This window comes from Rhodococcus maanshanensis NBRC 100610 (assembly GCF_001894865.1).
Classification (GTDB): Bacteria; Actinomycetota; Actinomycetes; order Mycobacteriales; family Mycobacteriaceae; genus Rhodococcus_G; species Rhodococcus_G maanshanensis.
Genome location: NZ_BCXA01000017.1, coordinates 19,873 through 39,262 on the forward strand (window position 1 = coordinate 19,873; position 19,390 = coordinate 39,262).

At 70.9% G+C, this 19,390-nt stretch carries 21 protein-coding genes; 5 read left to right on the forward strand and 16 right to left on the reverse strand.

The annotated features are described in order from the left end of the window. Positions 1 to 24: 24 nt before the first annotated feature. Positions 25 to 582: a type II toxin-antitoxin system PemK/MazF family toxin gene (locus RM1_RS09195; protein WP_072751015.1), complete on the forward strand. Its 558-nt coding sequence runs from the start codon at positions 25 to 27 to the stop codon at positions 580 to 582. A gap of 24 nt (positions 583 to 606) precedes the next feature. Here RM1_RS09195 and RM1_RS09200 read toward each other — a convergent pair whose 3' ends face one another. Both RM1_RS09200 and RM1_RS09205 read right to left on the reverse strand, forming a co-directional pair. Next, positions 607 to 1,014 carry a DUF3224 domain-containing protein gene (locus tag RM1_RS09200; protein WP_072751016.1) on the reverse strand — a complete coding sequence of 136 codons (408 nt, stop codon included), beginning with the start codon at positions 1,012 to 1,014 and terminating at the stop codon, positions 607 to 609. A 121-nt stretch (positions 1,015 to 1,135) separates the two neighbouring features. Continuing rightward, the gene (locus RM1_RS09205) at positions 1,136 to 1,912 is read right to left on the reverse strand and encodes an aquaporin (protein WP_027499934.1); all 777 of its coding nucleotides are present in this window, start codon (positions 1,910 to 1,912) and stop codon (positions 1,136 to 1,138) included. A gap of 218 nt (positions 1,913 to 2,130) precedes the next feature. Here RM1_RS09205 and rpsT point away from each other — a divergent pair, with 218 nt between their 5' ends. Then, positions 2,131 to 2,391, forward strand: coding sequence for a 30S ribosomal protein S20 (rpsT, locus tag RM1_RS09210; RefSeq protein WP_027499933.1), 261 nt, complete (start codon positions 2,131 to 2,133; stop codon positions 2,389 to 2,391). Between the two features lie 60 nt (positions 2,392 to 2,451). Here the strand turns inward: rpsT and RM1_RS09215 are convergent, their stop codons facing one another. Beyond that, positions 2,452 to 3,225, reverse strand: a complete 774-nt coding sequence (locus tag RM1_RS09215) for a class I SAM-dependent methyltransferase (RefSeq protein WP_072751017.1) — start codon at positions 3,223 to 3,225, stop codon at positions 2,452 to 2,454. Next, positions 3,222 to 4,196 carry a DNA polymerase III subunit delta gene (gene holA / locus RM1_RS09220; RefSeq protein WP_072751018.1) on the reverse strand — a complete coding sequence of 325 codons (975 nt, stop codon included), beginning with the start codon at positions 4,194 to 4,196 and terminating at the stop codon, positions 3,222 to 3,224. The genes RM1_RS09215 and holA overlap by 4 nt, the downstream gene beginning before the upstream one ends. 187 nt (positions 4,197 to 4,383) lie before the next feature. On the opposite strand from holA, the gene RM1_RS09225 reads away from it, so the two are divergent. Then, complete coding sequence (locus tag RM1_RS09225; RefSeq protein WP_072751019.1) at positions 4,384 to 5,382, forward strand: AurF N-oxygenase family protein; 999 nt, start codon at positions 4,384 to 4,386, stop codon at positions 5,380 to 5,382. Here RM1_RS09225 and RM1_RS09230 read toward each other — a convergent pair. From RM1_RS09230 to RM1_RS09280, 11 genes are all read right to left on the reverse strand, one after another. Beyond that, a complete protein-coding gene (locus tag RM1_RS09230; protein ID WP_072751020.1) occupies positions 5,361 to 6,098 on the reverse strand; it encodes a TetR/AcrR family transcriptional regulator in 738 nt (245 codons plus the stop codon). The two genes, RM1_RS09225 and RM1_RS09230, sit on opposite strands and share 22 nt — an antisense overlap. 31 nt (positions 6,099 to 6,129) lie before the next feature. Continuing rightward, on the reverse strand, positions 6,130 to 8,487 hold the full coding sequence (locus tag RM1_RS09235) for a ComEC/Rec2 family competence protein (protein WP_072751021.1): 2,358 nt from the start codon (positions 8,485 to 8,487) through the stop codon (positions 6,130 to 6,132). Next, positions 8,488 to 9,363, reverse strand: coding sequence for a ComEA family DNA-binding protein (locus tag RM1_RS09240; protein ID WP_072751022.1), 876 nt, complete (start codon positions 9,361 to 9,363; stop codon positions 8,488 to 8,490). Positions 9,364 to 9,432: 69 nt separating this feature from the next. After that, positions 9,433 to 10,335, reverse strand: a complete 903-nt coding sequence (locus RM1_RS09245) for a DegV family protein (protein WP_072751023.1) — start codon at positions 10,333 to 10,335, stop codon at positions 9,433 to 9,435. Positions 10,336 to 10,339: 4 nt separating this feature from the next. Further along, positions 10,340 to 11,113 carry a diglucosylglycerate octanoyltransferase gene (octT, locus tag RM1_RS09250; protein WP_027499925.1) on the reverse strand — a complete coding sequence of 258 codons (774 nt, stop codon included), beginning with the start codon at positions 11,111 to 11,113 and terminating at the stop codon, positions 10,340 to 10,342. After that, positions 11,103 to 11,771, reverse strand: coding sequence for a histidine phosphatase family protein (locus tag RM1_RS09255; protein ID WP_072751024.1), 669 nt, complete (start codon positions 11,769 to 11,771; stop codon positions 11,103 to 11,105). Before RM1_RS09255 ends, octT begins: the two co-directional genes overlap by 11 nt. Then, a complete protein-coding gene (gene rsfS / locus RM1_RS09260) occupies positions 11,768 to 12,202 on the reverse strand; it encodes a ribosome silencing factor (protein ID WP_027499923.1) in 435 nt (144 codons plus the stop codon). The genes RM1_RS09255 and rsfS overlap by 4 nt, the downstream gene beginning before the upstream one ends. Beyond that, a complete protein-coding gene (gene nadD / locus RM1_RS09265; RefSeq protein ID WP_027499922.1) occupies positions 12,202 to 12,876 on the reverse strand; it encodes a nicotinate-nucleotide adenylyltransferase in 675 nt (224 codons plus the stop codon). The genes rsfS and nadD overlap by 1 nt, the downstream gene beginning before the upstream one ends. A 101-nt stretch (positions 12,877 to 12,977) precedes the next feature. Then, positions 12,978 to 14,420, reverse strand: a complete 1,443-nt coding sequence (locus RM1_RS09270) for a vWA domain-containing protein (protein WP_072751026.1) — start codon at positions 14,418 to 14,420, stop codon at positions 12,978 to 12,980. 29 nt (positions 14,421 to 14,449) lie between these two features. Further along, on the reverse strand, positions 14,450 to 15,328 hold the full coding sequence (locus RM1_RS09275; RefSeq protein ID WP_072751027.1) for an AAA family ATPase: 879 nt from the start codon (positions 15,326 to 15,328) through the stop codon (positions 14,450 to 14,452). Between the two features lie 47 nt (positions 15,329 to 15,375). Next, positions 15,376 to 16,683 carry a glutamate-5-semialdehyde dehydrogenase gene (locus tag RM1_RS09280; protein WP_083576618.1) on the reverse strand — a complete coding sequence of 436 codons (1,308 nt, stop codon included), beginning with the start codon at positions 16,681 to 16,683 and terminating at the stop codon, positions 15,376 to 15,378. A gap of 70 nt (positions 16,684 to 16,753) precedes the next feature. Between RM1_RS09280 and RM1_RS09285 the strand changes: the two genes are divergently transcribed. Further along, a complete protein-coding gene (locus RM1_RS09285) occupies positions 16,754 to 18,148 on the forward strand; it encodes an amino acid permease (RefSeq protein ID WP_072751028.1) in 1,395 nt (464 codons plus the stop codon). Between the two features lie 29 nt (positions 18,149 to 18,177). Here the strand turns inward: RM1_RS09285 and RM1_RS09290 are convergent, their stop codons facing one another. Further along, a complete protein-coding gene (locus RM1_RS09290; protein ID WP_072751029.1) occupies positions 18,178 to 18,612 on the reverse strand; it encodes a DoxX family membrane protein in 435 nt (144 codons plus the stop codon). A gap of 88 nt (positions 18,613 to 18,700) precedes the next feature. On the opposite strand from RM1_RS09290, the gene RM1_RS09295 reads away from it, so the two are divergent. Beyond that, complete coding sequence (locus tag RM1_RS09295; RefSeq protein WP_072751118.1) at positions 18,701 to 19,387, forward strand: helix-turn-helix transcriptional regulator; 687 nt, start codon at positions 18,701 to 18,703, stop codon at positions 19,385 to 19,387. Positions 19,388 to 19,390: the final 3 nt, after the last annotated feature.

Genomic DNA, 19,390 nt, shown 5'->3' on the forward strand with positions numbered 1-19,390 from the left:
CGGACGGGCAGATAGGTTGGACACATGGCACGAAGCTGGACCTCGATCGGCAAACAACTCGGCGCCCTGGCGATGACCCAGGCACCCCGACTTCTGAAGGAACTGCAGAAGTCGGGCGTCCTTTCCGGCAAGGCGCGCACCGCGCCGAAACCACAGCGGCAGACCATCACCCCCGGCCGCCCGGTGTCCTCCACCGCGGTGCCGACCGCGCACCGCGCCCGCCGGGTCGAGTACTCCCCCGACCTCGACGGCCGGGCCGACCCGGGCGAGGTCGTGTGGACCTGGGTGACCTACGAGGAGGACGCCCACCAGGGCAAGGACCGGCCGGTCCTGGTCGTCGGGCGCGACGGCGACACCCTGCTCGGCCTGATGCTGTCCTCGAACGCCGAGCGCGACGGCGACCGGAACTGGATGGGTGTCGGCTCCGGTTCGTGGGACAGCGCGGGCCGCCCGAGCTGGGTGCGCCTCGACCGGGTGCTCGACGTCCCCGAGTCCGGCATCCGCCGTGAGGGCGCCATCCTCGATCAGCGCCGCTTCGAGCAGGTCGCGAGCCGCCTGCGGTCCGACTTCAGCTGGAGCTGAGGCCCGCCGGGCCCGCGACGCGGATCAGTTCCCGGCGAACTCGACGTCCAGCCGCAGCCGATGGGTTCCGTCGGCGTCGACCAACAGCTCGCCGGTCCCGTTGATCCCCGCCAGCTCTCCGGTCCCGCTGGTGGGGACCACCACGAGCTGGTGATGGGTGCGCTCGGTGCCGTCCGTTGTCGCCATGTGCGCGAAGTTGAAGGTGCCGAGGCGCCCGCCGATCGACCCCTCGAAGGACTCCATCGCGAGGTAGGTGCCCACGCCGGCCTCCTGGGAGAACGCGGAGGTGAACTGGGTCCGCGAGGTGCCCTCGATGTCGCCGGTGAAGGTCTTGGTCATGTAGGTGTACCCGACGTCGAGTCCGGTCTGGATCGGCGAGGTGTACTCGGTCGGCTCGAACGAGGTCACGGAGAAGGTGCTGTCTGCCTGCATGAGACGAGGGTAGGACCGGCCCCCGACACCGCGATTGAACAAACGCGACGTCACGACACAGACGAAAGGACCCCCGGCGCGATCCGCGCCGGGGGTCCCTCGGACCGTGTTGTCCGGACCGTTAGATGTTGATCCGGTCGTATCGACCGAACACCCCGCGGTAGGCCAGCGCGCCGAGGGCGCCGCCGATCAGCGGGAACACGATGAACGCCCACAGCTGGCCGAGCGCGCCGTCCTGGTAGGGCGCCACCGCGATGCTGCGGGCCGGGTTCACCGAGGTGTTGTCGATCGGGATCGACACCAGGTGGATCACCGCAAGGGTGAAACCGATGGAGATGCCGGCCAGCGGCACGTCCGAGATCTGGTCCGTCGAGGCCATGACCACGAACACCAGCAGCGCGGTGAGGAGCACCTCGATGACGATCATCGCGGCGAGGCCGTAGCCGTTCTCCAGCACCCCGATGCCGAGTGGCCCCTTGATCGCCGACGGGCTGTGCGCTCCCCACCCGTTCGCGCCGAGCCCCGCCGAGGCGCGGTTGTAGGAGGGCAGCGACTTGGCCACCGAATAGAGGACGACGCCCGCGAGCACGCCGCCGAGCAACTGGGCCACCACGTACAGACCGGCCTTGGCTGCGGCGATCCGGCCGAGCAGGAAATGCCCGAAGGTGACGGCCGGGTTCACGTGGCAACCCGAGATGGGTCCGATCGAGTAGACGAGGAACAGCAGGGTGAGGCCGAACGCCAGGGCGACGCCCAGGTTGCCGACCTTGTCGCCCGCGATCACCGCGGTGCCAACGGAGGCGAACACCAAGACAAACGTGCCGATGCCCTCGGCGATGTATTTCTTGGCGTCCGAGATCGGTTCCTTCTCGGCGATTTCCTGCGCAGTTGGAGACATGTGCCACCTTCGATTAGATCGGTTCAGGGCGTATCACAAGGACTCGGGCCGGACGCTACGCGAGGCCGGTACCCTGCACAACGACATCGAGGCCGTTTCGGGGAACGCATGCCGGTTTGGGTTCACAGCGGCATCCCTGGTAATCTCGACCGTCGGCGCCCAAGTGCGCCCAAAGCTTCTTAGACAAGAAACCGAGCGAAAACGACAGGATTCTACGCGTGGCCAACATCAAGTCCCAGGTGAAGCGGATCGCTACCAACGAGCGCCAGCGACTGCGCAACCAGTCGGTGAAGTCCTCGCTGCGTACCGCGATCCGTTCCTTCCGTGAGGCTGCGTCCTCGGGCGACAAGGCGAAGGCCGACGAGCTCCTCCTGGTCGCGAGCCGCAAGCTCGACAAGGCAGCCAGCAAGGGCGTCATCCACGCCAACCAGGCCGCCAACAAGAAGTCGGCCCTCGCGCTGGCCGCCAACAAGCTCTGACGTAAACCGTCTCGCAAGAACCGCCCGGTCCACGACCGGGCGGTTTTTCGCGTTCCCGCGTCAGGGCCTGCGGGCGTTGACGAACTGGGTGACCCCGCGGATCTGCTGCGCCACGTCGACCAGGCCCGCCGCGGCGAACGCGTCCGGCAGGGTCGCGCGGTCGTACATGCGCACGCCGAGGGTGCCCGCCGCCAACCCGAGCGCCGACCGCAGCAGCGGGTGCTCGCGGCCGTAGCTGGTCATCACCGCGATCCGGCCGCCAGGCGCGAGCACACGGACCATCTCGTCGACGACGGTCATCGGTTCCGGGACGAGGTAGAGCGCGGCGTAGCAGCAGACGGCATCGAAAGTCCCGTCGTCGAACGGCAACCGCCTGGCATCTCCGCGAACGTAGGCGGCGTGCGGGCCGCGGCCCGTGCGCACCGCCTGATCCAGCATGTGCCGCGAGATGTCGAACCCGACCGCGATGCCCTCCCCGGCGAGTCGCTCGCCGAAGTAGCGGGTGAAGTTGCCCGGCCCGCACGCCACATCGAGGACCCGCTGCTCACCGCCGAGGCCGAGGTCGGCGGCCGCCTTCGCTCGCTCGCCGCCCGCCGACAGTCCGTTGGCCCCCATCACGGCGGTCCAGACCGGACGCCAGGCCCGCTCGTACACGGCGGCGACGAGTCGATTGTTCATCGCATGCTGGGCCGCCGTCGGTCGCGGCGAGCCCTCGTCCCGGAGCAGGTCGAGATAGCCCGCGTCGGTGCGCGCGGACGCACGTAGCTCGTCCGGACGGAGCAGTGCGCGCGCCCGCTCGAGCGCACGCTCGCCGTCGTCGGGCGCGGGACTCACCGGTACAGCTCGGCGACGCGGCGAACCGCGAACTCCACGGCGTAGTCCGGGTCCGCGGCCGCGCCCTTGACGTCGGCATTGAGCTGGGCGACGACACCGAGCGCCTCACCGATGGACTCGGTACCCCAGCCGCGCGCCTGCCCCTGCGCCTTCTTGATCTTCCAGGGCGGCATGCCCAGCTCGGATGCCATCCGGAACGGGTCGCCGCGGCCGGCGGAGCCCACCCGGGCGACGGTGTGGACGGCGTCGGCAAGGGCGTCGGCGAGCAGCACGTGCGGGACACCCCGCAGCATGGCCCACCGCAGCGCCTCCATCGCGCCGGTCCGGTCGCCCGAGACCGCCAGCTCGGCCACGTCGAAGCCCGAGACCTCGGCCTTGCCCGTGTAGTACTTCTGCACGGCGGCCGCGTCGATCAGTCCGCCGGTGTCGGCGGCGAGCTGCGAGCAGGCCGCGGCCAGCTCGCGCAGGTCGGACCCGACCGCGTCGATCACCGCCTGGATGACCTCCGGCGAGACCCGGACGCCCGCGGCGCGGAACTCGCCACGCACGAAATCGGCGCGCTCGCCCTGCTTGCTGAGCTTGGCGCAGTCGTGCACGACGGCGCCGGACTTCTGCAACGCCCCCACCATCGCCTTGGCGCGGCCGCCACCGGAATGCAGGATCACCAGTACGAATCCCTCGGGGGGTGCGGCCGCGGCATCGAGGACCAGCGCGACCGAGTCCTTGCCCGCCTCGGCGGCGGCCTCGAGCACGATCACCCGGTCCTCGGCGAACAGCGAGGGGCTGAGCAGCTCGGCGAACTCCGCGACGCTCACGTCACCCGCCCGGAGCCTGGTCACGGGCAGCTCCTCGGCGTTCGCCGAGTTCGCCCTGACCGCGGAGACGATGCCTGCGACCGCGCGATCGATCAGCAGTTCCTCGTCACCGAGTACCAGGTGGAGCGGCGCGGGAGCGGGGGATGCGGGACTCACCCGACGATGGTCCCACGATGCGCCGACACCGCGCGGCGCGGAGTCGTACCTGCGCCTGCCGCGAACCCGACCCGGGTCTTGCATGGGACGCGGAGTCTCAGTAAATTGAGGCGGCACCACGGAGCCGGTCAGGCCCGGACGCACGCACTCGCCGAACCGCACCGAACCACGACCAGGGAGACCATCGATGGCGACGTCAACGACACCCCCAGCCGAGTTGCTCGATCCCGCCTATCGCGAACTGCTGCAGACGCTTTCCGAGGGATCCGTCCACCGCCGCTTCGATCCCTATCTCGATATCGATTGGGATGCACCGGAATTCGCCATCGACCCGGCAGATCCGCGCTGGGTCCTCTCCCCCGAGATCGATCCGCTCGGCGCCACCCGCTGGTATCGGGAGCAGCCGCTGGAACGACAGATCGCGATCGGGAGGTGGCGCCAGGCGAACTCGGTCAAGGTCGGCGCGGCATTCGAGAGCATCCTGATCCGCGGAATGATGCAGTACATCATGAAGCTGCCCAACCGGTCGCCGGAGTTCCGCTACTGCCTCCACGAGATGACCGAGGAGTGCAACCACATCCAGATGTTCCAGGAGCTCGTCAACCGGATCGGGGTCGACGTCCCCGGCATGCGGCGACCCTTCCGCGCGCTGTCCCCGTTCATCGGGGTGGCAGGCGGCTACGCGCACGTGATCCTCTTCATCGGCATCCTCGGCGGCGAGGAGCCGATCGACCACTACCAGAAGGCGTTGATCCGCGAAGGGGCGAACATCCCGCCCGCGATGCTGCGCACCATGGAGATCCACATCGCCGAGGAGGCGCGGCACATCTCCTTCGCCAACGAGTTCCTCAAGGCCCACGTCGGCACGATGAGCGCCGCCTCCAAGGCCGTGTGCGCGGTGAGCTTCCCCCTCGCCATGCGCTGGCTCGCCGGCGAGATCATGACCCCGCCAAAGGCATTCGCCAAGGAGTTCGGGATCCCGCGCGCGGTGATGAAGGAGGCGTTCTGGCGCAGCGAGCACTCCCGCGCCATCCTGCGGGGCTACTTCGGCGACATGCGCGCGCTCGCCGAGGAACTGGGCCTGATGAACGCGGTCACGACGCGGTTGTGGCGGCGGCTGCACATCGACGGACCGCCCTCTCGCTACCGCAGCGAGCCCGACCGTCAGGCCCGGCAGGCCGCCTGACCCGACAGCTGCGCGATGACCGCGGACAGCTCCGCCGTCGGGTCGACGGTCACGCCCGCCGAGCGCGCGGCGCCGTCCAGCACGAACCAGGCCAGCCTCGCGAGGTCGGCCACGATCTCCGACCGGTCCCGCGTGGGCTCGGGATCGCCGACCCATTGCGTCAGGGTGCCCTCGACCATGGTCACCACCGCGAACGGCACGGCGTCGAAGGCGCTGTCGTCGACGTCGATGAGCGTGGCGATCGACGAGATGAGCTCCCTGGCCCGGTCCGACATCCGCACCTTCAGACCGCTCACCGCGTCGATGTCCGCACCGACGGCGATCGGCCCGGTGCGGGCGAACTCGTTCAGGCGCGGGTGGTCGGTCATCCAGTCCGCCACGGCGCGAATGGTCCGGACGAGGATCTCCTCGACCGACCCGGTGGAGATGTCGAGTTGGGCATCCAGGGTGCGGGAGAACTCGTCGACGAGATACGCCCGTACCCGGCAATCCAGGTCCTCGCGGCCGTCGAACTGTCGGTACACCACCGACTTGGCGAGCCCGGCACGAGTCGCGATCTGCTGCACCGGGATCTCCGCGCCCGCCGGGCTCTCCTCGAGCATCGCGACCGCCGCCTCGAGGATCCGCGTCTGCCGCTCGAGATTGTGTTGCTCCCAGCGGGCCTCGTGCCCACTGGCGGAGCGAGACTCCTCGGACCGCTTCGCGGTGATCGACATGGGCCGAGTCTAACGATCGGGGGCCAGGTCATCATGGTCGTCCGACGGCGATGGCCCCGCCACCGGATCTGCCGACCGCGACGTCGCCGCCCCTATCGGTCCTGGCGACCGTCGCGCCCATCTCCTGCAGGGCACGCAGGATGCCGGGGTTGGGGTGGCCGAAGGTGTTTCCCTCCCCGACCGAGACCACGACCAGGTTCGCCCCGACCGCCCGCAGGAACTCCTCGGTGGTGGTGCGCGAGCCGTGGTGCGGCAGTTTGAGGATGTCCGCGGCCACCGGAACCCGATCCCGCAGCAGATCCCGCTGACCGTCCGCCTCGACGTCCCCGGTCAGCAGGATCCGTCCAGCGACGGTGTCCACCGACAGCACAAGCGATTGGTCGTTCGCCATCTCCGCGCCCGCGGCCGGGCTGCGTGGCACAGGAAGCGTCGGCCCGAGGACCCGGAAGGTCAGCGCCCCCAGCTGCAGCTGCTGTCCCGCCCGCGCCTCCCTGATCGCAACGCCCGCGGCCGCGGTCTGCGTGCTCACCTGGCGAAAACCGCTCTGCGGCTGGTGCATCGGGCCGAGCACCACGGCACCGACCCGCCGTCCCCGCAGCACCCCTGGCAGGCCGTCGATGTGGTCGGCATGCAGATGCGTCAGCACCACCGCCACGATCGTCCGCACGCCCAGCCTGTCGAGGCAGCCGTCGACGAGTCGCGCTTCCGGGCCCGCATCGATCACCACCGCCGTGCCGTCGCCCGCGTCGAGCACCAGCGCGTCGCCCTGCCCGACGGCGCACGCGACCAGCACCCAGTCCCGCAACGGCCAGCCCGGCCACAGGACCCGGACGGGCACCCACACCAGCGCCAGCCCCAGCACCGCGGCCGCGAGCACCCGCCGCAGCCAGCGGGATCGGATCGCGAGCAGCAGGCCGACCGCGATCCCCGCCACCGCCACGGCGCCACCGAGGCCGGCGGGAACCGCGACCGTGGCGCCGGGTGCGCCCGCGGACCACTCGGCGACCAGCAACAACCACCACAGCGGCGGCCCGGTCGCCCGCACGATCAGTTCGCCGAGCGGGAGCCACACCGCGGCACCCGCGGCCCCGATCGCGCCGACCACGGTGACCGGCGCGATCACAGGGGCGACCGCGACGTTGGCGACGACCGCCACCGTGCTGAGAGTCCCGGACATCGCCGCCACGATCGGCACCGTCGCGATGTACGCGGCGGTCGCCACCGCCACCGCCTCGGCCAGCGCACGCGGCCAGCCGCGCTCCCGAAGCCACCGCGCCCACCCGGGCGCGAGCAGCACCAGCGCCGCGGTCGCCGCGACGGACAAGGCGAACCCGAAATCGACTGCCAACGCGGGAAACAACGCCAACAGCACGATCACCGCCGCCCCGAGCGCAGGCATCGCCTGCTTGCGCCTGCCCGTCATCAGGGCGAGCAGCCCGATGGAGCCCATCACCGCGGCCCTGAGCACGCTCGGCGACGGCCGGGCCAGGATCACGAAGGCCGCCAACGCCGATGCCGCCAGCACCGCCGACGCGCGCGGCCCGAGCGCCAACGCCCGCATGAGCAGCAGCACGGCGCCGATCAGGATCGAGATGTTCGCCCCGGAGACCGCGGTCAGGTGCGACAGCCCGGCGGCTCTGAAATCGTCCCGTACCCCGCCCGGCAGCGCGGACGTGTCCCCCACCACCAGTCCCGGCAACAGGCCTGCGGCGTCGGGCGGCAGCGCCGATCGCGCGGCCGCGGCGAAGCGGTCGCGGACCGCGTCGGCCGCCCGCTGCGTCGATGGCGCCGGTTCGACGCGCAGCGGCGCCCCGGTCGCGCGGATCGTCGCGACCGTGAGATCGCGGCGAATCGGGCGGCTGACCTTGCCGCGCAGGCTCACCCGCTGCCCCGGCAGCAGTTCCTGCCAGCCGTGTGCAGGAGCGAAGATCACCACCGAACCGCCGACGGCGAATCCGCCCGCCCCGGATCCTCCCGCGTCGATCGACCGCAGCGACGCCCGCACCATCACGGTGTCGCCGGCCGGAGAGCGCACGTGCCTTGGGTCGTCCACCGGCACGACCGTGAGGCTCACGTGCCCTCCCCGCGACGCGACCGCGGCCAGCGGGTGCTCGGCCACGGCGCGCTCGCGGGCCGCGACGGCGACCGCGAAGCCGGCGCCGATCAGCAGCGCGGCGATCAGCACACCCGCGGCCGCGCGGCGAATGCCCGCCACCGCGACGACCACGGCGACGGCCGCCGCGGCCAGCGCGCCGACCGCCGTCCACAGCGCGGCCCGCCATCCCAGCTCGATCCCGACCAGCGTTGCGCCCCAGCACATCCCCGCCGACGGCAGCAGCCGTAGATCGAGCGCTCGCCCGTCGGGAGCCGGGCCACCAGGTGTCGCCATCTACACGGCCACCAGCGCGCGCAACTTCTCCAGCCGGGCCGGGCCGATCCCGTCCACCTCGCCGAGCTGTTCGACGTCGGTGAACCGCCCGTTGGCCTGCCGCCATGCGGTGATGGCCGCCGCCGTGACCGGACCGACCCCCGGCAGCCCGTCCAGCTCCGCCTCGGTCGCCGTGTTGAGGTTCACCCTGCCGGGAGCCGCCTGGCCGGGCGGACGGGCCGTGCCCGCCGCGGCCGGGCCCGCTCCGATGGTGGCGCTGCCCACCGTGACGGGCTCCCCGTCGCGGGGCGCCAGCCCGACCAGGACCTGGTCGCCGTCGCTGAGGCGCTGTGCCAGGTTCAGGCCCAGCAGGTCGGCGCCGTCCCTTGCGCCGCCCGCCGCCGCGAGCGCGTCCGCGATCCGGGCGCCGGCAGGCAGGTGCACCAGACCCGCGGTCCGCACCAGACCGACGACGCTGACCACCAGCTCGGCTGGCGGTGGCGCGGCCGCGGGTTCCGCCGGTGTCGGCGCCGGAGTCGGCGCGTCCCCTTGCTGCCCAGGGGATTCGGTGGACACCACCGGCACCGGTTCGACCGCCCGCGCGACGGGCCGGTCCCGCCAGGCCATCAGGCCACCGATCACCGCAGCGACGAGCGCCACCGCCGCCAACGCCATGACCCCGCCGCGGCCGGGCGACAGCCGCGGGCGCGCCGGGGCCGCCTGCTCGGTCAGCCACTCGGGTGCGTGCAGGCCGGGATCGTCGTCACCGGGATCCGGCACGGGTTCCGCCTGCTCGACGCGGCCCCATGCGGTCGCGGGCCTGTCGACCCGGCCGCCGGCAGCGATCGCCTCGAGTCGTTGCCTGATCCGGTCACGGGTCTCGTCGGTGCTGCGCATGACAGCGACGCTAGGACCGCGATCCGCCCGGATCAGTCCGGCAGACCCCGCGTTCGGGCCTGCTGTGGATCAGTTCTCGGGCTGTGGATGAGCGCCGTCGCCCGGCGCCGCGGGCTCCGTCGCGATGTTCTCGGCGTCGGCGCCGCCGGGGCAGACCAGCACGCCGATGGCACCGGGTCCGACGTGCGTGCCGATCACGGTGCCGATCTCCGAGACCACCATCTCGCTGATCGACGGGATCCGCTCCCGCAACGCGTCCGCGACCTCCTCGGCCCGCTCCGGTGCCTGCAGATGGTGCACGGCCACCGCGGCTGGGCCCTCCCCCGCGTACTCGGCCGCGCTCTCGACGATCTTGGCGAGCGCCTTGGTCGCGGTACGGGTCTTCTCCCTGAGCACCAGCTTGCCGTCCACCAGGTGCAGCACCGGCTTCATGGCCAGCGCGGTCCCGAGCAACGCCGCGGCGGTGCCGATCCGGCCGCCCTTGCGGAGGTGATCGAGCCGATCGACCATGATCAGCAGCCGGCCGCGGTTCGCGACGTCCACGGCGCGCTCGTAGACCGCCCGCAGATCGCCGCCTGCCTTCGCGAGCCGGGCGGCGGCCAGTGCCGGGTAGCCCAATCCCATTGCCGTGGACTGTGAATCGACGATGCGCACGTGCCCGCCGAACTCCTCGGCGGCCTGCCGTCCCGCCTCCCAGGTACCGGAGAGCTGACGCGAGATGTGCACGGCGAGCACGCCGTCGCCCGCGCTCTCGTCCAGTGCCCGCGAGTACGCCTCGGTCAGCTCGCCGGGAGAGGCCCCCGACGTGGTGATCGCGGCGCCCTGCGGGAGCGATTGGGGCATCTCGTCGACACCCTCCCTGACATCGCTGCCGTCGACGAGGACATGCAGGGGCACGATGCGAATCCCGTACCGCTGGGCCACTTCGGGAGCGATACAGGCCGAGGAATCGGTGACGACGACGACGGGCACAGGCCTACCGTATGCCCTCCAGCGGTTCCCGGCCGGGAACCGCTGCGCGGATCGCGCTGAGCATGGCGGCAGCGACCCGCTCGTGCCCCTCCCAGCCCCAGTGGATGCCGTCCGGATTGCCGTGTTCCGAGAAGACGTTCTCCCTGACCGCCTCGGCGAGGTCGACGAGCGGCACGTTCTTCTCCGCACCCCACTGCTCGAGCGCGCGGACGGCTCCAGGTCGCCCCGAATGCACCTTGCCGTAGGCGTCGCAGTCGTGGACGGACGGAAGGGTGCCGATCACCGGGAGCTCGGGGCGCATGTATTCCAATGCGTTCCTTGCACTCTCGAGGTACTCGACGCTCAGCTTCGGGGGCAGCGCGACCGGCCAGCCGAGCGGCGACAACCGCGGCTGCAGCCAGCCGTAGGCGGACCGGACCACGCGCCGCAGCGCGGGCGGCCGCACGTACCGGATCTGCTCACGCAGCGCGGTCGGCAGCGGCGAGGGCAACGAGTCCATGCCGCCGACGGCGAAGACGACGGCCCCCGCGCGCGGCACGGTGGCCCACACCCGCGGATCCTGGATCAACGCCCAGTAGGCATCTCGACTGGTCCAGCCGATCCGGGCGACCAGTTCGACATCCCAGCCGAGCTCGGCGGCGACGATGCTCGGCCAGATCCGTGGGTGATCGGCGGGCAGCCCGCCCTTGGGCCCGAAGTAGGCCAACGAATCGGCCAGCACCAACAGGACCGGGCGGCCGGGTTCGGCGGGCGGTTCGACCGCGAGCTCAGAGGACATCGCTGGCCACCGTCGCCGAGGCGTTCCACACGTCCATCCGCCAGCTCGGCGCGTCCGGGTCCCCGTGCCCGCTCAGCTGCACCCAGCTGGTGTTGCCGAGGCCACCGAACACCGACCACCGGTCGACGGGCAGGTCCAGCAGCGCGGCCGTGAGGGCGGCGATCAGCCCGCCGTGCGCGACCAGCACGATCGGCTCGTCTCCCCAGCTCTCCTGCCGGGCAACCAGTTCGGTCACCACCGGCTTCGAGCGTCGGGCCACGTCGATCCGGCTCTCGCCGCCGGGCGGCGCCCACCCGGCGTCGGCGCGCCAGGCCATCCGGGCACCGGGGTCGCGCTCGTCGACCTGCGTATGGGTCAGTCCCTGCCACTCGCCGAGATGGGTCTCGCGCAGCCGCTCGTCGAGTGCGACCTCGAGGCCCGCATGCTCGCCCAACGCGGTGGCCGTGTCGTGGGCCCGCCGCAGGTCCGAGGAGACGATCTCGATCGGGCGTCGCTCGGCCAGCACCCTGGCCGCCGACTTCGCCTGCACCCGACCGAGTTCCGAGAGGTCGGTGTCGAGCTGACCCTGCATCCGGTCGCCTGCGTTGTACTCGGTCTGGCCGTGCCGGAGCAGGATCAAGCGCCGGACGGACGGGCCGGCGGTGGGGCTTTCGGTCACTGAGCGGACTCCGGGTAGTCGGGGGACTCCACGGCCTCGTCCTCGGGGGTGCCTGCGATCTTCGAACGCGGCTCGATGCCGTCGACCGGGACCACCGGGCAGTCCTTCCACAGCCGCTCGAGGGCGTAGAAGTTGCGCTCCTCGTCGTGCTGGACGTGGACGACCATGTCGACGTAGTCGAGCAGCGCCCAGCGACCCTCGCGGGTGCCCTCCTTGCGGACCGGCTTGTGGCCTGCCTCGCGCAGCTTCTCCTCGACGTTGTCGACGATGGCGTTGACCTGGCGCTCGTTCGCCGCCGACGCGATGACGAAGCAGTCGGTGATGACGAGCTGCTCGGAGACGTCGAGCACCACCACATCGCTCGCCAGTTTCTCGTCTGCTGCCAGCGCCGCGATTCGCGACATTTCAAGGGCTTCGGCGGTTGCGCTCACTACGTGTTCTCCCGGTTCTGCGGATGGGTACTGATCTTGTGCGGTGCCGGTTGCGACACGGTGACGGCGCCGTCGAGGCGCTCGGAATCGTGCGGTCGGTACAGATTGCGTTTCGAGATGTACTGCACGACCCCGTCCGGCACCAGGTACCAGACGGGACGGTTCTCGGCGGCCCGGAGTCGGCACTCCGTCGAGGAGATCGCCAGCGCGGGGACCTCGATCAGCGTGACCGCGTCCTCCGGCAGGCCCTCCAAATGCTCGGCCAGGTGCCCGACGCCGAGCTCGAAGCCAGGACGGCTCACGCCGACGAACTTCGCGAGTTCGAACAGTTCCTCCCAGTCCTGCCACGACAGGATGCTCTCCAGCGCGTCCGCGCCGGTGATGAAGAACAGTTCGGCATCGGGATGCTGGCGGTGCAGATCGCGGAGGGTGTCCACGGTGTAGGTGGCCTTCTCGCGGTCCACGTCCACCCGGCTGACCGAGAAGCTCGGGTTCGAGGCTGTCGCGATCACGGTCATCAGGTAGCGGTCCTCGGCCGGGCTGACGGTGCGCGCGGCCTTCTGCCACGGCTGCCCGGTCGGCACGAAGATCACCTCGTCGAGCGCGAACCGGTCCGCGACCTCGCTCGCCGCGACCAGGTGGCCGTGGTGGATCGGGTCGAAGGTGCCGCCCATCACACCGAGACGGCGCGGTCGCCGTCTCGGGGCTGCTCCTGGTTCCTGCTGCACGAGTGTCGAGCTTACTGGCTGCCGCGGCGCGACCCGACCGAGCGCCGTCACACCGGGAGCAGACCCTCGACCACCGCGGCGAGCTGCTGCGCCGACCGGCACTCGTGCATGGTCACCGCGTCCGCGTAGACGAAGGCCGCGGAGTCGCCGCTGCCCCACTGCCCGCGCGGCTCCGGGTTGAGCCAGTGCGTGTGCTTGGCGACCGCGGCGAGGTGGGTGAGCGCGGCGATGTTCGGGTCGCGGTAGTTGTTGCGCGCGTCGCCGAGGATCAGCAGCGAGCTCTTGCTGGTCAGACTGTGCGCGAAGCGTTCGGCGAAGACACCGAGCGCATTGCCGTAGTCGGAGTGGCCGTCGTAGGTGATCAGCTCGGCCTCGCGGATCATCCGCGACATCGCCGCGCCGAGGTCGGCTCCCGCGTCGAAGAACCGGGTGACCTCGTCGGTGGTGTCGATGAACGCGAAGACCCGCACCCGGGAGAACTGCTCCCGCAGCGCGTGCACGAGCAGCAGCGTGAAGTTGCTGAAGCCCGCCACCGAACCGGAGACGTCGCACAGCACCACCAGCTCCGGCCGGGCCGGCCGCGGCTTGCGCTGCACGAGGTCGATCGGCACCCCGCCGGTCGACATCGACTTGCGCAGCGTCTTGCGCAGGTCGATGGACCCCGCCCTGCTGCGCTTGCGCCTGGCCGCGAGCCGGCTCGCCAGCTTGCGCGCCAGGGGGCTCACGCTGCGGCGCAGCGCCACGAGCTCGGAGTCCGAGGCCCGGAGGAAGTCGACCTCCTCGGCGAGCCGGGGTACCCCGTAGGTCGCCACCCGGTCCTTGCCGAGCTGTTCGGCGGACCGGCGGCGCGTCTCCACCTCGACCATCTTGCGGAAGTCCGCGATCCGCTGAGCGGCGGTCCTGCGCGCGACCTCGGTGGCGTAGTCGCCGTCCGGGTGCTCGCCGTCGACGCTGTTGCCGATCAGCCCGTCGAGGATCCGGGCGAGCAGCGTCTCCGGCGCCACGTCGCGCAGCGCCTGGTAGGCGGAGAAGGAGGGCCCCTTGGACGACTCGTACTTGCCGAGCTCCTCGACGAGCTGCCCGGTGAGCAGCTCGGTCATCGCCAGCGACTCCGGCGATCCGTCGGCGAGCAGTCCGGCGATCAGCTCCCGCAGGGCGTCGAAGTCCACCTCGCCCTCGGGGGTGCGCGGGATCGACACCTCGGCACCGCCGTCCGCGCGCAGCCCGACCCCGGCGGGGAACCAGAGGTCGAACAGCGCGTCGAAGGTCGCGCGGTGGGTGGGCCTGCGCAGGAGCGAACAGGCCAGGCCCTCCCGCAGTGACTCGCGGTCGAGCAGGTCGAGCACCGCCATCACCCGACCGGCGTCGACGGTTTCCGAGGGTCCGACCGCGATCCCCCGCTTGCGCAGCGCCTCGACGAACTCGACGAGGTGGCCGGGCAGCCCGTGCGGCGACGCGAGGGCACCGGGTGTGTGGGGCGTTGCGGCCATGTCGGTTCCGTCCTCTCGGTTCGGACGAGCTAGTTCAGACGGAGTTCGGCCGCGGCCCGCACCTGATCGGACTGGTGCTTGAGGATGACGCCCATCGTGGCGCGGACCGCATCGTCGTCGAGCGTGTCCATGCCGAGCGCCAGCAGCGTGCGACCCCAGTCGATGGTCTCGGCCACCGACGGCAGCTTCTTGAGCTGCATGCCGCGCAACACCCTGATCGTCCGCACGAGCTGCTCGGCCACCGCCTCGGGCAGCTCGGGAACGCGGCTGGCGAGGATGCGCCGCTCGAGGTCGGCGTCCGGGAAGTCGAGGTGCAGGAACAGGCAGCGGCGCTTGAGCGCCTCGGAGAGCTCGCGGGTCGCGTTCGAGGTCAGCACCGCGAACGGCTTGCGGCTGGCCACGATGGTGCCCAGCTCGGGAACGGTCACCGCGAAGTCGCTGAGCACCTCGAGCAGCAGGCCCTCGATCTCGACGTCCGCCTTGTCGACCTCGTCGATCAGCAGCACGGTCGGGTCCTCGCGCCGGATCGCGGTGAGCAGCGGACGCGGCAGCAGGAACTCCTCGGAGAACACGTCCTGCTTGGTCGAATCCCAGTTGTCACTGCCCGCCTGGATGCGCAGGATCTGCTTGGCGTGGTTCCACTCGTACAGCGCGCGGGACTCGTCGACCCCCTCGTAGCACTGCAGGCGCACCAGTTCCGCGTCCGAGACCTGCGCGACCGCCCGGGCCAGCTCGGTCTTGCCGACGCCTGCGGGCCCCTCGATGAGCAGCGGCTTGCCCAGCCGGTCGGCGAGGAACACCGCCGTCGCGGTGGCCTTGTCGGAGAGGTACCCGGTCTCGGCGAGCCGGGTGATCACCTCATCGACGCTCGCGAAGATCGGCGGCGTCGTCGGAAGTGCGCGGTCCACACTCGCTCCTTGTGCTTGTCGGTGTCTGTCAGTTCTGCTTGGCGGAACTACACCGGTCGGGTGTGCCCGTCGCCCCAGACGGTCCACTTGGTGGAGGTCAGCTCGGGCAGGCCCATCGGACCGCGCGCGTGCAGCTTCTGCGTCGAGATGCCGATCTCCGCGCCGAACCCGAACTGCTCGCCGTCGGTGAACGCGGTGGAGGCGTTGACCATCACGGCGGCCGCGTCGACCCGGGCGGTGAACTCGCGGGCCGCGGCCAGATCCGCGGTCACGATGGCCTCGGTGTGACCGGTGCCGTAGCGGTTGATGTGGTCGATCGCGTCGTCGATCCCGTCGACGACCTTGAGCGCGACGTCGAGCGAGAGGTACTCCTCTGCCCAGTCGGCCTCGGTGGCAGGCACCTGCCCGGGCAGGTCGCCGTGGATGATCACGCCCTGCGACTGCAGTGCCTGGGTCACGGCGGGCAACGCGGTCTCGGCGATGGCCTTGTCGATGAGCACGGTCTCGGCGGTGTTGCACACGCTCGGGCGGCGGGTCTTGGAGTTCAGCACGATCTTGACGGCCATCGGGAGGTCGGCCGCGGCGTGCACGTAGACGTGGCAGTTGCCGACGCCCGTCTCGATCGTCGGCACGGTCGCGTCGCGGACGACGGCGTTGATCAGCCCCGCGCCGCCGCGCGGGATGACGACGTCCACCAGGCCGCGGGCCTGGATCAGGTGGGTCACGCTGGAGCGGTCCTCGCTGGAGAGCAACTGCACGGCGTCGGCGGGCAGGTCCTGCGCGGCGAGGGAGGTACGCAGCACCTCGACGAGCGCGGCGTTGGAGTGCACGGCGGACGAAGAGCCCCGCAGCAGCGCGGCGTTCCCGGACTTGAGCGCGAGTCCGAACGCGTCGACGGTGACGTTGGGGCGGGCCTCGTACACCATGCCGATCACGCCGAGGGGCACCCGCACCTGACGGATCTCCAGGCCGTTGGGCAGGGTCGCGCCGAGCACCACCTCGCCGACCGGATCCGCGAGCCCGGCGACCTGGCGCAGGCCGGCCGCGATGCCCCCGACGCGGTCGGCGGTCAGGCGCAGCCGGTCGAGCAGGCTCTCCTCGGTGCCGGTGGCCTTGGCTGCCTCGATGTCGAGGGCGTTGGCGGCGAGCACGGCATCGGTGGCGGCGAGCACGGCATCGGCCGCCGCGTGCAGGGCCGCGTTCTTCTGCGCCGTCGTCAGCTGGGCCAGGATCCGCGACGCCACGCGGGCGTTGCGAGCGGCCTCGTGGACGGCCGCACGGGCCGGGTCCCCACGCCCGTCGTCATCGCCCTTGGCAGTGCCGTTCGTCTCCACCGTCTTGCTCACCGCGGTCATGAGTACAGGGTAACGACCGGCCCGGCGCATAATCGTTCAGCCCAAGTAGTTAACAGAGGAAATCAGGTCCATGACCCAGACCCATACCGAGGTGCTCACCGAGGAACCGTCCGAGGGCTACAGCCGCGGACTCAGTTCTCGGACCATCCAGATGATCGCACTCGGCGGCGCCATCGGAACCGGCCTGTTCTACGGCGCGGGCGGCGCGATCGAGGAGGCCGGACCGTCGCTGATCCTGGCCTACCTCGCGGCGGGGCTGGTGATCTTCGTGATCATGCGCGCGCTCGGTGAGCTGCTCAGCTACCGCCCGGTCTCGGGCAGCTTCGGCGAGTACGCGGAGGAGTTCCTCGGCCGCTTCTTCGGGTTCGTCACCGGCTGGACCTACTGGGCGGTGTGGGTGGCCACCTGCATGGCCGAGATCACGGTGGCGGGCAAGTACGTCGAGTTCTGGTGGCCGTCCGTGCCGACGTGGTTGACGGCGCTGGTGGTGCTGGTCGTGCTGTTCGGCGCCAACCTGATCTCGGTCAAGCTGTTCGGCGAGGCCGAGTTCTGGTTCTCCGCCATCAAGATCACCGCGATCCTGGGCATGATCCTGATCGGCATCGGCGTACTCACCCTCGGCTTCGGTCACGCCACCAACCCGACGGTGACCAACCTGTGGGCGGACGGCGGGGTGTTCCCCAACGGGTTCGGGGCCGCGCTGATGAGCCTGCAGATCGTGATGTTCGCGTACGTCGGCGTCGAGCTGGTCGGCGTGACCGCGGGCGAGGCGAAGGACCCGAGGCCGACGCTGCGCAAGGCGATCAACACCCTGCCGTTCCGGATCGGCCTGTTCTACATCGGCTCGCTGGTGGTGATCCTCTCGGTGGCGAGCTGGCGCGATTTCCACGCGGGCATGAGCCCGTTCGTGGAGGTCCTGCAGCAGATCGGCATCCCGGCCGCGGCGGGCATCATGAATTTCGTGCTGCTGACCGCGGCGCTGTCCTCGTGCAACTCGGGCATCTATTCCACCGGCAGGATGCTGCGCAGCCTGTCGCAGCGCCACGAGGCCCCGGCCGCGCTCGGCGCGCTCAGCAAGCGATCGGTCCCGTTCGCGGGCATCGCGCTGTCCGCGGGCGCGATGGTGATCGGCGTGATCGTCAACATCGTCTCCCCCGATCGCGCCTTCCTCTACATCACCTCGGTGTCCACGGTGGGCATCATCTTCGTATGGGGCACCATCCTGGTCTGCCACCTCAAGTTCCGGGCTGCGGTCCGGGCCGGCCGGCTGCCTGCCGCGGAGTACCGCCTACCAGGGGCGCCGGTGACCAACTGGCTGGCCCTCGCCTTCCTGGCCATGGTGGTGGTGCTGCTCTTCTTCACCTCGACCGGTCGCACCGCGCTGATCGTCGGCGTCGTGTTCGGGGCCGCGGTGTGCGGCGGATACGCGCTGCTGCGCGCGCGTGTGCCCGCCGACACCAACTGAAAGCCCCGCTCCTCACGCGGATCAGGCGCTCATCCGGACACCCGCGCGGGGCCGGTGTACGTGACGGCGAGCCGGGCGAGCGCGATCGCCGCGACCATCAGCCCGAAGTCCCGCAGGGCGATGTCGTAGAACCCGGACAGGGTCAGCAGGTTGACGATGATCCCCGCCAGCCAGGCCGCGACCAGCCACGCGCCGAACCTGGGTGCCACGGCTACGGCGATGCCGGCCACCACCTCGATCACACCGACGACGTACATCCCTTGCTGCGCGGTCCCGGGCAGGATGTCGTCGATCCACGGCGCCAGGTACTGCGGCCAGTCGGTCAGCAGGTTCGTGAACTTGTCGAGACCGAACAGGATCGGTGCCACGGTGAAGACCGCCCGCAACGCCAAGAACGCCTGATAGCCGGGGTCGGAGAGCCGGGCCGAGACCCCGCTGACCTGCCCCTTCGAGTCGGTCGTCATGACGCCCTCCTTTCTAAAATCAATGTAAGTTGACTATAGAACCGTTCGCGGAATTTCGTCAACGATGATTGGTTTTACAATGTCGATCATGGATCCGACCCCGCACTCGGACATCTCGGCCGTCTCCTCGCTCGACGAACCGGCCCGGCGACGGCTGTACGACTTCGTCCGCAGGCACCGAGAGCCGGTCAGCCGCGACCAGGCCGCGGAGGCACTCGGGCTCGCCAGGCAGACCGCCGCCTTCCACCTCGACAAGCTGGTCGACGCGGACCTGCTGACGGTCGAGTTCGCCCGGCGCAGCGGCCGCTCCGGCCCCGGCGCGGGCCGGCCGGCCAAGCTGTACCGGCGTTCGGACCGCGAGGTGGCGGTGCAACTACCCGAGCGCTCCTACGAGTTGGCCGGGCAGTTGCTCGCCCAGGCCGTCGACGACGCCGAGCGCACGGGCGAGTCGCCACGTGCCGCCCTCGGCAGGCGGGCGACCGACCTTGGGCTCGCCCTCGGCGCCGGCGCGGGCGCGACCGACGCCGAGGTCCTCGCGGTTCTCGAACGGTGCGGCTACGAGCCGCGCACGGAGGGCACGGACATCGCCCTGGTGAACTGCCCCTTCCACGCCCTCGCCCAGCGGCACACCGAGATGGTGTGCGGGATGAACCTCGCGTTGATCGGCGGGCTGCTCACCAGGGCCGAGTGCTCGGGGCGCCGCGCCCGACTGGCCCCCACCGCGGGACACTGCTGCGTCCGGATCGAACCGGCCGCGGACCGGGAATCCCGCTAGCCT